Raw genomic sequence first — 13910 nt, forward strand, 5'->3', positions numbered from 1 at the left:
CTAACTCACTGTTTTCATCTGTTGTCGCGACCAGTCTGCCAAGCTCATAATTGCTTGGCGGACATCGGCAGTTAACTCATGGCCTGCGTTTAAACGAATGAAATGTCGATAGCGTTCATCCTCACCAAAAACATGACCCGGTACCACCGTAATTCCCTGAGCTTGAGCAGTGTAATAGAGCGCTAAACTATCTACACTCTTAGGTAACTGTATCCATAATGCATATCCGCCTTCGGGCTGGCTCAATGCAATTGGTATACCTTCAAAAGCTTTTAAAATACAGCTACGGTATTCTTCGACTTGTCGCATCAAGTTGGGTCTTAACTGCTCTAAATGCTCTCGATAACCACGACTATAAATAAAATCAGCTAGACCTAACTGCAAGGGTGTATTCACGCCAATATTACTTACCAGCAGTTCAAGTTTTAAATGTTCTAGCTTTGTTGTTAAACAAAACCACCCTACCCGATATGCGCTCGACAAGGACTTAGAAACCGAACCACACCAAACCACATAACCTTCACGGTCCCAATATCGAATGGGTAATGGCCGCTCACTACTGTAGCCACATTCACCAAAAATATCGTCTTCAATAATAAAACACTGATACTTTGCAGCTAACTCAGCAATCTTCTGTTTCTCTGCATTACTAAAACAATATCCCAATGGATTTTGATAGTTGGCTGTCATTAAGCAAACCTTCACCAAACCTTGCTGCATTAAAGACTCTAAGCGCTCAAGATCAATGCCACGATGATCTGCCGGAATCTCAACAATTTGTCGTTTTAAACTTGCTAATAACTGTAAATGACCATTGTAGGTGGGTGTAGGTATAAGAATACTATCGCCCACTTCAGTGAGTTTCTGAATTATTAAAGACAAAGCCGGCATACAGCCATTGGTAATAAAAATATCTTCCGGAGCGATATAAATACCATCTTCACGCCAATGATCAGATAGCGCTTTTCTTAATTGTTCATGGCCTTGTTTATTACAATAAAGAAAATCTTGAGGCTGACAATTTTTTAAAGCACGTTGAATAGAACGACGTAACCCCTCTACAGGAATAAAGTGGGGCGTTAACTGAATCGATCCTAAAGGTACAAGGTGGCTTTGTAAGGCAGCTTCCTGAATTTGGTTATGCAGTTCCAGATTTGAGACATGCCGAGGCAAAGATAAGAAATCCGGACTATCCGGAATAGGGCTAGATGGGGTGCGAGCAACCACAAAATAACCTGACTTCGGCTTTACATAAATAAGCCCCCTCGCCTCAAGCAATTCATAGCAACTTTTTGCGGTACTTAAGCTAATACCATGTTGACGGGCAAAATCTCGTAAGGAAATAAGCCTCTGATGAGGTTTCAGTTCATCTTGATAAATACGGTGTGCTAACTGATTGGCAAGAACCTGATATTGGAAAGTCATTCTGTGCTGCTTTTTTAAAAATTTCTGTATCTGTATTGATTTATAGAACACCTTTAGGCTATGGAAATCAACTCAAAGAGTAGCAAACTAATGAAATTAAAAGCTATATTGTTATTTACTATTGTTTTAGCAGGTTGCCAACCACAGCCCAAAAATGAGCAGCACAGACACACGATTTGCCAAAGTTTGATTGAAGGTTATTTAAAAATGACCAACCAACAAGACTATAAAATGGAACAGCGAACTGATGACGAGACCAGTGCGATTTCTCATTATCAATATAAACGAAATAGCTCAAATGAAGTTGTCATGGTGAATTCAGTTTATTCGAACTTATATTTTAGCTGCCGAGACCAGCAAAAAAGCTATTTTCTTTCCCAACATTCAGCAGAAGGACAAACAATTCCCATTTTAGAAGTTCATTTTCCAAGTGATATCTATGGAACTTTTAGAGACAGGTTTTAAAACCATCTTTTAACTGTTCTGCCAAAAACTCAATAAATAAGCGTATTCGTTTTGGTAGATGCTCTTGTTGATAATACACAGCATGGATGCTTTGATATTGATGTTCAATTTGATCTTCAAATAATGTAATCAATCTCCCTTCTTCCATATCTTTCCAAATTTCAAATTCAGATAGCCGTGCAATACCATGTCCTCTAATCGTCAGCTGGCGCACAGTCTCACCACTAGAAGCTTTAATGTTTGCTTGTGCGAAAAAATATTCGTCACCGATTTTAATTGGCCAGCTATTGATATATGTCGGTCTGGTAAAACCAATCAAATCATGCTGCTTAAGTTCTTCAGGTTGTGTTGGTGTTCCCTTAAAAGCTAGATAGTCAGGACTTGCCACAATATATAAACGGCTCTTACATACCAATTTGGCGTGCAGACTAGAGTCATTAAGCTCCCCAAATCGAAATGCGACATCGGTTTTATGCTGAAGTAAGTCAATCACCTGATCATTACTATTTAACTCGATTTCAATATCGGGATAGCACGCACGAAACTTATGCATTAATGGTGCAATCACGTGCAAAACAAACGGTGTGGCGGAATCAACACGAATAAGGCCAGCAGTCCCCTGATCAGACTTTTGTAGTTCTTCTTCGGCCGCATTCAGTTCATTTAAAATTTTTCGAGCCTTCGTAAGGAACTGTTGCCCTTCTTGAGTGAGTTTTAGTTTACGCGTTGTTCGTTCTAACAATGTTACATCTAACTTCGCTTCCAAACGTGTTAAAGATCGACTCACCCCTGAAGGTGTTTGCTTTAAATGTTCTGCTGCCGCCACAAATGAACCTGTATCAACAATTGTGATAAAGGCAATAAGTTCTTCAATTGTTGATTTCATGGTTTATTCTATTATTGACTAAACTTCAAAGATATTTTGCTTATTCATCTATTTTTTCGCAACAATAAAAAAAGCAAAATGCATCTCAAGTTAAACAATTATTTAATTCCAGGTGAATACATGAATATCCCACGTTTTGGTCTAGGAACTTTCCGCCTTAAAGAACAAGCTGTGATTGATTCTGTTAAAAATGCGCTAGATGTCGGTTATCGTGCAATTGATACTGCTCAAATTTATGAAAATGAAGCAGCAATTGGTCAAGCGATTGCTGAAAGTGGCGTATCACGTCAGGACTTATTTTTAACTACAAAAATCTGGGTAGATAATTTTGCCCAAGAGAAGTTTATTCCAAGCTTAAAAGAGAGCTTACAAAAGCTTCGTACTGACCATGTCGATTTAACTTTGATTCACTGGCCAGCACCGGACTTAGGCGTTTCGATTCCTGAAGTCATGCAGCTTTTACTTGAAGCAAAACAACAAGGCTTAACCAAACAAATTGGTATTTCGAACTTTAATATTGCACTTACTCAACAAGCAATTGACACAATTGGTGTAGAGCATATTGCAACAAATCAGATTGAGCTGAGTCCTTATCTTCAAAACCATAAACTTGTAAATTTCTTACAAGAGAAGAATATTGATGTCACTTCATACATGACGCTTGCATACGGCAAAGTGCTTCACGATCCTGTTTTAGCTGAAATTGCGGCAGCAAATAAAGCGTCAACAGCACAAATTGCACTGGCATGGGCATTGCAACGTGGTTTTGCAGTTATTCCATCTTCGACTAAACGTGAAAACCTGATTAGCAACTTAAAAGCACAGGATATCGAGTTAACTTCAGCTGAAATGCAAATGATTGCTGAGCTCGACCGTAATGGCCGTGAAGTTAGCCCAGAGCCATGGGCACCTGTTTGGGACTAAACTCATGAACACTCAATCAAATACGGCGTTCTCGTTATTGGCCTTGGCAATTGGTGCCTTTGCCATTGGTACCACGGAATTTTCTCCAATGGGATTGCTACCGAATATCGCTCATGATTTAGGTATTTCAATTCCAACAGCCGGAATGTTAATTACAGGCTATGCACTTGGTGTAATGCTCGGTGCCCCCTTCATGACCCTATGGTTTGGTGGTTTTGCACGACGTAATGCGCTTATTTTTTTGATGGCGATCTTTACGGTGGGTAACCTGATTGCAGCGTTTTCACCAAGCTATATGAGCTTATTAGGTGCACGTCTCATTACAAGCCTGAACCACGGTGCCTTTTTCGGGATTGGCTCTGTTGTGGCAGCGAGTATTGTACCTGCGCACAAACAAGCCAGTGCTGTAGCAACCATGTTTATGGGTTTAACCATTGCCAATATTGGTGGTGTACCTTTGGCAACATGGGTTGGGCAAAATATTGGCTGGCGTATGTCTTTCCTTGCAATCTCCGTGCTCGGCGTTATTACTATGCTCGCTTTATGGAAAGCACTACCGCAAGGTATGGTTGCCCAAAAACCTAATGTAAAGGCCGAGTTGAAGGTATTAACGCGTACTCCTGTGGTGCTTGCATTACTCACAACCGTACTTGGTGCAGGAGCAATGTTTACGCTCTATACCTATATTGCGCCAAGTTTGACTGAGTTTACCCATGCTTCACCGACCTTCATTACGTTCATGTTAGTGTTGATTGGTGTCGGTTTCTCGATTGGTAACCATTTAGGTGGCCGTTTTGCAGACTTGTCCATCAACAAAACTCTGATTGGTTTCTTGGTGCTGTTGATCGTGATGATGGTGACTTTCCCAATTCTTGCCCAAAGCCAGATTGGAGCAGCCATTGCGTTGGTGATTTGGGGTGCAGCAACCTTTGCTTTAGTACCGCCCTTACAAATGCGTGTCATGTCAGTGGCTCACGAAGCTCCAGGGCTTGCCTCTTCAGTAAATATCGGTGCGTTTAACCTAGGTAACGCAGTCGGTGCCGCCGCAGGTGCGTTAGTACTCGATTTAGGTTGGGGTTATAGCGCAGTATCATTTGCTGGTGCATTATTGGCGGGGTTAGGTTTGTTACTGGTTCTATTCCAAATCAAACGTGAAAGCAGCCCGACACAAGCTTTGCAACAGTGTTCAGATTAATAAAAAAAGCGCCTGATCTCAGGCGCTTTTTTTCACTTACTTATTTTAAAATATCGGGTAATTTAGGTTGCTCATAAATCGGGTTCATTACTTCCCGCTTCATTTTAAGCAGCATCTGATAAGGTTGCTGTTGAACAAACATATTTACGAAGCTTAAAGGAATTGAACCTGCAGGATCAGCATAACCACTCGTGGTTACTTTAACTTTGTTATTCGCTAATTTCTGGAACGTCCATTCACCTTCATAACGGGTTAAACGAACCACATCAGGTTGAGTCGGATAGTTACTATTAATCGCTGTGTTCTTAATCGTAATAACACCATTAGCAGCTTTACTCATTTTTCCTTTAACGACTACATCGCGATCTTTTAGGGGAAAAGGAAAATCTAATACCATATATAAAGTAAATTCACCCTTCTTCTCATCTTGAGAGAGCATTTCAACTTTACCCATATAAGGAACCCATTGCGCTGCGCGATTTACATCTAAAATTACTGCAACAGCACGCTCAATGGGTACATCAAAGGTTGTTTCAGCTTTGTATTGAAAGACTGGATTATCGGCCTTTTGATAGGTCCAGACTTTAATATGATTACGGTCTAGACTGAGTTTAGCCTTGTCTGTAGGGGCAGCCCCTACACAGAGGCTGCTTAAGCAAAGAAGAGTGGTTAAAGCAATTTGTTTTTTATTCATGTTCTGCTCTATCTTGTTTTTCTCGCCACATATAGGACGTGTACAGATGGTTTACACCTGTACGTCGTTCAACCCTAACACATCTTTCATGTCGTATTTGTGCGCTTCACGACCTACAACCCATGCAGCAGCTCGTACTGCGCCAGCAGCAAAGTTCATACGGTTAGTGGCTTTATGAGTCACTTCAACGCGCTCACCCTCACCAATAAACATGACAGTATGTTCACCAACAATATCGCCACCACGGATGGTCTCAAACCCAATGGTTTGGCGATCACGTGGACCGGTATGCCCTTCACGACCATAAACAGCAACTTCTTTTAAGTTACGGCCTAAAGTATCAGCAATCGCCTCACCCATCATGAGTGCTGTACCAGATGGTGCATCTACTTTATGACGGTGATGAGCCTCAATCACTTCAATATCTACTGTATCGCCAAATACTTTTGCTGCAAGCTCAAGTAACTTGATTGATACATTTACGCCAACAGAATAGTTTGCCGCATATACAACAGGTATGTGTTTTGCCGTTTCATCAAGCTCAGCTTTTTGTTCATCGGACATACCCGTTGTTCCAATCACTATAGCTACCCCAGCTTCACGACATAACTTTAGGTGCTCAGATGTCGCAGCAGGAGTCGAAAAGTCAATTACAACGTCACAGTCTTTAAGAACCTCAGCCAAGCTTCCGGTAAGCTTCACTCCAATTGAACCAATTCCTGCAAGTTCACCAGCATCAGCACCGATTAAAGTACTTTCTGGGCGTACAACAGCAGCTCCCAATTGATAACCTGCTTGTTGAACTGCCTGAATAAGTATACGACCCATACGGCCGCCTGCACCCAAAATACCAATGCGTGGAGCTGCTGACATAATCCTTCCCAATCTTGTGTTTTACGTAATTGGCTTACTATATCAAAACTCTTTGCTCACAATAAAAAGTAAAAAATATTTTTTAAGATGAACCGAAATTTAAACAGTTTTCACAAAAGTTAAAGAATTGATCTGCACACTACTGAGCCACGAATGAAAAAAAGATGACTATAAGGAGTTCAGCATGCATTCGAAAATTATGGGCTTAATAGCCGTTATGGGGATGATGAGTTCAGTGGCATTTGCAGAACCTGCAATCCAACCTGGGGACACACTAGAAAGCTTATCTAAAGCACGCATTACCACAAATGTAAATTCTCAGGCAGCAACACCTACACCTCAAAAAAGTCTGGCAAGCAATACTAATGCTGAAGTTAAAGTCGAGGATATCGACCCGATCATTGAAGAAAAAACCGCAGAAGTAGAAACAGTAAAAGTAGCTGTACAACCAGTGACTCAAGCTACTGTCGAGGCTGTAGTAGCTCCAGTTGCATCAAACGAACTTATTGTAAGTGTTGACGATATTGATGTCGCTCATCCTACAGAGTAATCGCTAGTCATTTTCTTTTAAGCAGAATAACAATAATAAGATAAATCAGCGCAATAAAAAGGCGGATATTTTTGAATATCCGCCTTCTTTTTAATTTCTGATCTAATCAATCATTAATCAAATAAGCGATCAAAGAATGATTTTTTCTTTGGTGAAGAGGCACTGTCTTCGCCATCAAAAGATGCTTGTAATTCTTTAAGCAATTCACGTTGACGAGAGGTTAAGTTGACTGGTGTTTCTACCACGATACGGCAAAGTAGATCACCCACCATACTGCTACGTACAGGGCGCACACCTTTACCACGTAAACGGAATAATTTACCTGTTTGAGTACCCTCAGGAATCTTCAAGCTAACGCGGCCTTCCAACGTTGGGATTTCAATTTCTTTACCAAGTGCAGCATCCGCAATGCTTACTGGTACGTCCATATATAAATCGGCGCCATCACGTTGGAAAATTTCGTGTTCACGAACCACCACTTCAACGTATAAGTCACCAGCTTGACCATCACGGATCGCCTCGCCTTTACCACTTAAACGAACGCGGTCACCGTTGTCGACACCCGCTGGAATAGTGACTTCTAATGTTTGCTGACGATCAGCTACACCTGAACCATGACATGCATGGCATGGGTTCTTAATAATTTTGCCTTGGCCACGACATGTGCCGCAAGTTTGTTGTACAGAGAAGAAACCTTGCTGCATACGCACTTGTCCTGAACCATGACAAGTTTTACAAGTTTCCACATCTTTTGGATTTTTAGAGCCTTTACCATCACACACGTCACATGGTGCCGGAGCAGTAAAGGTAATTGTTTTCTTAACCCCTTTTACAGCTTCCTCAAGGGTAAGTTCCATTACATAGCGTAAATCTGAACCGCGACGTTGGCGTTGCTGACGTCCGCCGCCACCAAACGCTCCACCAAAGATATCACCGAACTGGCTAAAAATATCTTCTGCACTGAAACCGCCAAAGCCACCACCAGCGCCACCAAAGCCACCTTCAAACGCATTATGTCCCATACGGTCATACATGCTGCGTTTTTCGCTGTCCGATAAAATCTCATAAGCTTCTGAAGCTTCTTTAAATTTTTCTTCAGCCTCGGCATTGTCAGGGTTTCTGTCAGGATGATATTTCATCGCCAATTTACGATAGGCTTTTTTGATCTCATCATCACTTGCGGTTTTTGAAACGCCTAAAACCTCATAATAATCACGTTTAGCCATGTTTGGCGGTGCTCCTCACGGAAATTTTATCAATACTCTATTGCCGACTAAATGGGGGGCTTTAGCCGAATTTACAAGGGGAAAACTTTCAAAAAACAGATATATTAAAAAACTGCCTTATTTTTTAAATATTTAGACAAGCCTTTTAACCATGCATTTAATAAAAATAACCAAGCAATAGCGCTAAAAACAACACCAGCAACTGTTGATGCCGTTACCCAAAGGTTACTGTTCCATGCAAAAAAGAAAAGAGGAATAAACCAAACAACAGCAAAAACTGACATGAAGAGGAATAGAATACCATTGCGCATAATCCAGAGCGCATGAGCATGAATCCAAACTTCCGCATCATCCACAACAGCTACTTTACGAGCGACCAGATAAGCAAAGGCCGCAAAAATAACCGTAAACAATGCAAGAAACATGAACGCATAAGAAATCACAATATAACGGCGATGCTGTTCGATATGGTCTTGCCCCATCTGTATTTCACCTCAATTCACTGCACTGTGCCTATTTTTTATGCAGTGAAATAATCCTGTATTTTTTGTGTAAAGACAGGTGCTACTATATTGGAGTTTTCAATATTTCGCACCTTTATTCACAAAAAATTTATGTATTTTATGCTGTTTTTTTCACCTTAAACCACGCAGCATACAATGCAGGCAGGAAAAATAATGTCAGCAAGGTGGCTACAATCAGTCCACCCATAATTGCAACGGCCATTGGACCGAAGAAAATACTTCGTGAAAGTGGGATCATTGCTAATACCGCTGCCAAGGCTGTCAGAATAATTGGACGGAAACGGCGTACGGTTGCGTCAATAATCGCTTCCCATGTTGGATGCCCTGCTTGCCGGTCTTGTTCAATCTGATCAATCAGAATGAGTGAGTTACGCATAATCATTCCGGATAAAGCAATGGTTCCCAGCATAGCCACAAAACCAAATGGCTTATTAAATAAAAGTAAGAACAAAACTACTCCAATTAAACCTAATGGTGCAGTCAAAAATACAATAGTTGCTCTCGATAGACTCTTAAGCTGAATCATGAGTAATGTCATGACCACTGCCAAAAATAATGGCATACCAGCATTGACCGAACTTTGTCCTCGTGCTGACTCTTCGACAGTTCCCCCCACTTCAATGAGGTAACCACTTGGTAACTCAGCACGTAACTTATCCATTGATTCGGCTAACTCGCCAACAACAGTCGCTGGCTGTAATTTGGTACGAATATCTGCACGTACGGTAATTGTTGGTAAGCGGTTACGATGCCAGATCAGGCCATCTTCAAATCTATATTCAATTTTAGCAATCTGAGCTAAAGGCACTGTCGTACCATTTGCAGTTGGGACTGCTAAACTTGCAAGAGAAGCGACTTCAACACGCTCAGCTTGATCACCACGTAAACGGATTTCGATCAGCTCACGCTTTTCACGATACTGTTCAATCGCACTACCTGTAATTGAAGCATTCAGGAAGTTTGCCAAATCCACACTTGAGACACCCATTTGTCGAGCACGATCTTGATCAATCTGAATCGCAATGATTTTGCTCGGCTCACCCCAGTCCAAATGTACATTGGTAGTATTTGGGTTTTCACCAATCACCTTCGCAACCTGCTGTGCTTCTTTACGTACCAGATTGAGATCTTCACCTGACACACGATACTGCAATGGATAACCTACAGGCGGACCATTTTCCAGTAATGACACACGGGTACGAACTTGTGGGAGCAACTGTTTAATTTGAGTTTCTAGCGAGCGACGAATTTCATCACGGTCATCAAGTGAGGTCGCTAAAACAACAAACTGTGCAAAGCTCGCTTGTGGTAATTGCTGGTCTAACGGTAAATAAAAACGTGGTGAGCCTGTACCCACATAGGCCACATAGTTATCAATACCTTTTTGTTTAGACAGGAACTGTTCAACCTTTTTCACCGCTTGTTCTGTAGCAGTTAAAGAAGCGCCTTCTTCAAGTTTTAGATCAACTAAAATTTCGGTACGGTTTGATGGCGGGAAAAACTGCTGAGGAACCATTTTAAACATCAGTACAGAGAGCACGAATATCCCAACCGTTGTCGCAATTACAGTCTTACGATAGGTCACACAAAACTCGACCATTTTCCTAAAACGTAAATAGAAACTAGATTGATAAGGATCGTAATGATGGTCCTGTGAAATCTCGATCGTTTGTGGTTGCGGTTTTTTCGTTAATCTTGCCCATAAACGAACATACCAAGGAGCTTGATGCCCAGTCTTGGTAAAATCAGGCAGTAGTTTTTCACCCAAATAAGGCACAAATAAAACTGCAGCAACCCAAGACACCAATAAGGCAATGGTCACCACCTGAAAGATTGAACGTGTATATTCACCCGTACTGGACTGTGCCGTAGCGATAGGTAAAAAACCTGCCGCGGTAATCAATGTTCCTGTCAGCATTGGAAAGGCCGTTGTTTTCCATGCAAATCCAGCAGCCTTAATTCGGCTATAGCCCTGTTCCATCTTAATTGCCATCATCTCGACTGCAATAATGGCGTCATCAACCAGTAGACCTAAAGCTAAAATCAGAGCACCGAGAGAAATTTTATGTAACCCGACATCGAATACATTCATGCCGGCAAAAGTCATTGCTAAAACTAAAGGAATGGAAAAAGCGACTACCAATCCGGTACGGAAACCTAAAGAGAAAAAGCTCACTAACAAGACAATAATGATTGCTTCAGCGAGTACTTTTACAAATTCATGAATACTACGTTGTACTGCTACAGGTTGATCAGATACCTTCTGTAGTTTCATGCCTAAAGGTAAGGTTTTTTGGAGCTGGGCAAATTCGGACTCTAGATTTTTGCCCAAGGCAATAATATCCCCGCCTTTACGCATAGACACGGCGAGACCAATACCATTTTCCCCCATAAAACGCATACGTGGCTGAGCCGGTTGACTAAAACCACGGTAGACATCAGCAACATCACCAAGCTGGATGGTTTTATTGCCGACTAATAAAGGAATTTTTTTAATTTCATCAACGCTGTTTAAATGCCCACTTACACGTATTTGAATACGGTCTGTACCGGTTTCAAAGAAACCTGCGCTTGCCATACTATTTTGCTTTTGTAAGGCTTCTTGAATTGCAGAAAGAGGAATACCGAGTTGGACTGCTTTTGTATTTGAAATCTCAATCCAGATTTTTTGATCTTGTAAGCCAATCAATTCAACTTTACTAACATCCTTGACTCTTTGTAGTTGTAATTGCAAACGATCTGCATATTCTTTGAGAAGTGCATAGTCAAAGTCTTTGCCTGTCAGTACATAAATATTACCGAAAGTATCCCCGAACTCATCATTGAAAAAAGGACCCTGTACACCACTTGGCAGTTCAGTACGAATGTCATTAACCTTTTTACGAACGTTGTACCAAACATCAGGAATTTGTGCAGAAGTGAGCGAGTCCTTAGCAACAAATGTAACCATCGACTCACCTGGACGGGAGTAGGCCATAATCTTTTCATACTGCCCAGTTGTCATCAGTTCCTTTTCAATACGATCAGTCACTAACGTTGAAACTTCTTTGGCAGTCGCTCCAGGCCAGAATGTTTTGACAACCATCACTTTAAAGGTAAATGGCGGATCTTCACTTTGAGATAATTTGGAATAGGAAATTGCACCGATAATGGCAAGCAACAACATAAAATAAAGGACGATACCTTTATTGTTCAGTGCCCATTCCGAGAGATTGAATTTCATGGCTTTGTTGCCCCCTGAATTTTCACCGCGCGGTTTTCACGGTCAATCGGATGGATCTTCTGCTTATCACGTAGTAAATGGACACCACCAATCACAACCCAATCATTTGGTGTTAACCCCGTTAATACAGGCACACTGTCTCGGCCATAAGCTCCCACGGTTACAGGTACTTTGCGTAAAGTTTGATTTGCATTTACGACCCATACATAGGGCTGATTATCTGTGGCAGAAACACTCGAAAGTGGCACACTCATGACATTGGTTTGAGTCGAGCTAAAAAATACCCGAGCACTTTGTCCAAGCTGAATAGCAGATTGGCCTTCTTTGAGTGCTACTTTGACTGTAAAAGTACGAGACTGGTCAGCCGCTGGAGAAACTTCACGTACATATCCGGCAAATTTTTCATTCGGTTTAGACCACAAGGTAATCCAAGCTGCTTGACCAACCTTGATCTCGGTAACTGCTTGTTCTGGTACGCCTATAACCACTTCACGTTCGCCATCAATAGCCAATTGATAAGCTGCTTGTCCTGCTGAAACGACTTGTCCAATTTCAATATTACGCGCGGTAATCACTCCGTTTTTATTAGAAATAAGTTGGTTATAACCAGTTTGATTTGCAGAAACTTCATAGTTAGAGCGGGCTTGTTGTAACGCTGCTTGCGCTGCGTCGTATTGATTTTTTACCGTATCAAATTGTGAACGGCTAACTGCATTTACAGGTAATAATTGTTGGAAACGTTTAAGTTCATCTGATGCTGTTTTCGCTGCTGCCTGTGCATTTTGTAATTGAGCTTTGGCCGCATTTAATTGTAACTGTGCATCTGCTACATCGAGTTTCGCTAAAACTTGTCCAACTTTAACTCGGTCACCTACATCGACATAGCGAGCCGTAACTTGTCCACCTACTCGAAATGCCAAGGCAGTTTGTTGTCGAGCCTGTACATCTCCTGCATAGCTTTTTAATTCGTTTAGTGTGGTCGAAGGCTGCGTTACCATCACGTAGGGTATTTCTTCTGTTTTGGGTGCCTCTTTACTACACCCCATTAATGTGACCGTGCAAACAATCACCATACTCATGATGAGAGGTTTTAACAGATTCATATCTTATCGCTCTTATTCAAACTGATTTTTAAGGCACAATATGCTTGCATCATAGTTTGTTTGTTTTTTAATTAATATACCCATGGGTACATTAATTAAAAAAAACTTATAAATATTTATTTTTTTAATCTTTTATTAGAGGGTTTTGTGCAAACAGTTAATCAAAGTGGTCGCCCCAAAGATCTAGAAAAGCGTGCTCGTATCCTACAAGCTGCTAAAGCTATTTTTTTAAAATCTGGTTATCACAGTACCAGCATGAACCAGATTGCGCAGGAAGCAGGCGTTACCAAACTTACGGTTTATAACCACTTTCAAGACAAAGCCAATCTATTTATCTGTGCGATTACGGAAACATGTGAAGAGACACTCGGCACTAAACAATTTGAATTAGATGCTTCCGTAGACTTTTATCAAGCACTTTTTAGTGTGTGTTCACGCGCCTTACAAATTATTTATTCACCTGAGGCACTAAAACTTGAACATGTATTATTTGAACTCGCAGCGGAACAAAGCCCATTAGCTGAACAATTTTTTACGGCATCTCATACTCGCCTGCAAAATGAGTTAGCTGCGTTCTTCCAAAAGGCAGCCGAATTAGGCTTTATTCAATCCGATGATCCGATTTATCAAACAGAACTTCTTTTAACTTTATTGCTTGGTGTACGCCACCATAAGGTTTTACTTGGAATTATTACTGTACCCAATGCTCAAGAACTAAATCAGATTATTCGAGATGCTCTTGACTTATTTTTCCTCAAATATCGGAATTAAACCAAAGTCCGATTGCCAAAATTTGCATCAGGTGCATGCCATCTTTTGAAG

At 41.2% G+C, this 13910-nt stretch carries 13 protein-coding genes; 5 read left to right on the plus strand and 8 right to left on the minus strand.

Annotated elements, in window-relative coordinates; all coding sequences use genetic code 11:
- Complete coding sequence (locus CSB87_RS09280) at positions 1-1425, minus strand: PLP-dependent aminotransferase family protein (RefSeq protein WP_004885049.1); 1425 nt, start codon at positions 1423-1425, stop codon at positions 1-3.
- Positions 1426-1515: 90 nt separating this feature from the next.
- Between CSB87_RS09280 and CSB87_RS09290 the strand changes: the two genes are divergently transcribed.
- The gene (locus tag CSB87_RS09290; protein WP_004885051.1) at positions 1516-1890 is read left to right on the plus strand and encodes a hypothetical protein; all 375 of its coding nucleotides are present in this window, start codon (positions 1516-1518) and stop codon (positions 1888-1890) included.
- On the opposite strand, the gene CSB87_RS09295 is transcribed toward CSB87_RS09290, so the two are convergent.
- The gene (locus CSB87_RS09295) at positions 1874-2776 is read right to left on the minus strand and encodes a LysR family transcriptional regulator (protein WP_004885054.1); all 903 of its coding nucleotides are present in this window, start codon (positions 2774-2776) and stop codon (positions 1874-1876) included. The two genes, CSB87_RS09290 and CSB87_RS09295, sit on opposite strands and share 17 nt — an antisense overlap.
- A gap of 120 nt (positions 2777-2896) precedes the next feature.
- Between CSB87_RS09295 and dkgB the strand changes: the two genes are divergently transcribed.
- Positions 2897-3700: a 2,5-didehydrogluconate reductase DkgB gene (gene dkgB, locus CSB87_RS09300; RefSeq protein ID WP_004885055.1), complete on the plus strand. Its 804-nt coding sequence runs from the start codon at positions 2897-2899 to the stop codon at positions 3698-3700.
- A 4-nt stretch (positions 3701-3704) separates the two neighbouring features.
- Positions 3705-4895, plus strand: a complete 1191-nt coding sequence (locus CSB87_RS09305) for an MFS transporter (protein WP_016804288.1) — start codon at positions 3705-3707, stop codon at positions 4893-4895.
- Between the two features lie 40 nt (positions 4896-4935).
- On the opposite strand, the gene CSB87_RS09310 is transcribed toward CSB87_RS09305, so the two are convergent.
- Positions 4936-5589: an START domain-containing protein gene (locus CSB87_RS09310; protein WP_004885059.1), complete on the minus strand. Its 654-nt coding sequence runs from the start codon at positions 5587-5589 to the stop codon at positions 4936-4938.
- Positions 5590-5640: 51 nt separating this feature from the next.
- A complete protein-coding gene (gene dapB / locus CSB87_RS09315) occupies positions 5641-6462 on the minus strand; it encodes a 4-hydroxy-tetrahydrodipicolinate reductase (protein ID WP_002053870.1) in 822 nt (273 codons plus the stop codon).
- A 184-nt stretch (positions 6463-6646) separates the two neighbouring features.
- On the opposite strand from dapB, the gene CSB87_RS09320 reads away from it, so the two are divergent.
- A complete protein-coding gene (locus CSB87_RS09320; RefSeq protein ID WP_004885061.1) occupies positions 6647-7012 on the plus strand; it encodes a hypothetical protein in 366 nt (121 codons plus the stop codon).
- A 113-nt stretch (positions 7013-7125) separates the two neighbouring features.
- On the opposite strand, the gene dnaJ is transcribed toward CSB87_RS09320, so the two are convergent.
- From dnaJ to CSB87_RS09340, 4 genes are all read right to left on the minus strand, one after another.
- Positions 7126-8238: a molecular chaperone DnaJ gene (dnaJ, locus tag CSB87_RS09325; protein WP_001119029.1), complete on the minus strand. Its 1113-nt coding sequence runs from the start codon at positions 8236-8238 to the stop codon at positions 7126-7128.
- Between the two features lie 104 nt (positions 8239-8342).
- Positions 8343-8720: a hypothetical protein gene (locus CSB87_RS09330; protein ID WP_002053984.1), complete on the minus strand. Its 378-nt coding sequence runs from the start codon at positions 8718-8720 to the stop codon at positions 8343-8345.
- Positions 8721-8859: 139 nt separating this feature from the next.
- The gene (locus CSB87_RS09335; RefSeq protein ID WP_004885063.1) at positions 8860-11985 is read right to left on the minus strand and encodes an efflux RND transporter permease subunit; all 3126 of its coding nucleotides are present in this window, start codon (positions 11983-11985) and stop codon (positions 8860-8862) included.
- Positions 11982-13088 carry an efflux RND transporter periplasmic adaptor subunit gene (locus CSB87_RS09340; protein WP_004885065.1) on the minus strand — a complete coding sequence of 369 codons (1107 nt, stop codon included), beginning with the start codon at positions 13086-13088 and terminating at the stop codon, positions 11982-11984. Before CSB87_RS09340 ends, CSB87_RS09335 begins: the two co-directional genes overlap by 4 nt.
- Before the next feature lie 147 nt (positions 13089-13235).
- On the opposite strand from CSB87_RS09340, the gene CSB87_RS09345 reads away from it, so the two are divergent.
- Positions 13236-13859: a TetR/AcrR family transcriptional regulator gene (locus CSB87_RS09345; protein WP_031953574.1), complete on the plus strand. Its 624-nt coding sequence runs from the start codon at positions 13236-13238 to the stop codon at positions 13857-13859.
- Positions 13860-13910 lie beyond the last annotated feature (51 nt).

Source organism: Acinetobacter sp. AR_0276, assembly GCF_003000705.1.
Taxonomy (GTDB): Bacteria; Pseudomonadota; Gammaproteobacteria; order Pseudomonadales; family Moraxellaceae; genus Acinetobacter; species Acinetobacter nosocomialis.

What these genes read in the sequence shown, in the direction of transcription:
- CSB87_RS09295 (WP_004885054.1), bottom strand. Translation starts at nt 2,776, where the DNA reads ATGAAATCAACAATTGAAGAACTTATTGCCTTTATCACAATTGTTGAT.
- CSB87_RS09330 (WP_002053984.1), bottom strand. Translation starts at nt 8,720, where the DNA reads ATGGGGCAAGACCATATCGAACAGCATCGCCGTTATATTGTGATTTCT.
- CSB87_RS09340 (WP_004885065.1), bottom strand. Translation starts at nt 13,088, where the DNA reads ATGAATCTGTTAAAACCTCTCATCATGAGTATGGTGATTGTTTGCACG.
- CSB87_RS09290 (WP_004885051.1), top strand. Translation starts at nt 1,516, where the DNA reads ATGAAATTAAAAGCTATATTGTTATTTACTATTGTTTTAGCAGGTTGC.
- CSB87_RS09320 (WP_004885061.1), top strand. Translation starts at nt 6,647, where the DNA reads ATGCATTCGAAAATTATGGGCTTAATAGCCGTTATGGGGATGATGAGT.
- CSB87_RS09305 (WP_016804288.1), top strand. Translation starts at nt 3,705, where the DNA reads ATGAACACTCAATCAAATACGGCGTTCTCGTTATTGGCCTTGGCAATT.
- dkgB (WP_004885055.1), top strand. Translation starts at nt 2,897, where the DNA reads ATGAATATCCCACGTTTTGGTCTAGGAACTTTCCGCCTTAAAGAACAA.
- dapB (WP_002053870.1), bottom strand. Translation starts at nt 6,462, where the DNA reads ATGTCAGCAGCTCCACGCATTGGTATTTTGGGTGCAGGCGGCCGTATG.
- CSB87_RS09335 (WP_004885063.1), bottom strand. Translation starts at nt 11,985, where the DNA reads ATGAAATTCAATCTCTCGGAATGGGCACTGAACAATAAAGGTATCGTC.
- CSB87_RS09280 (WP_004885049.1), bottom strand. Translation starts at nt 1,425, where the DNA reads ATGACTTTCCAATATCAGGTTCTTGCCAATCAGTTAGCACACCGTATT.
- dnaJ (WP_001119029.1), bottom strand. Translation starts at nt 8,238, where the DNA reads ATGGCTAAACGTGATTATTATGAGGTTTTAGGCGTTTCAAAAACCGCA.
- CSB87_RS09310 (WP_004885059.1), bottom strand. Translation starts at nt 5,589, where the DNA reads ATGAATAAAAAACAAATTGCTTTAACCACTCTTCTTTGCTTAAGCAGC.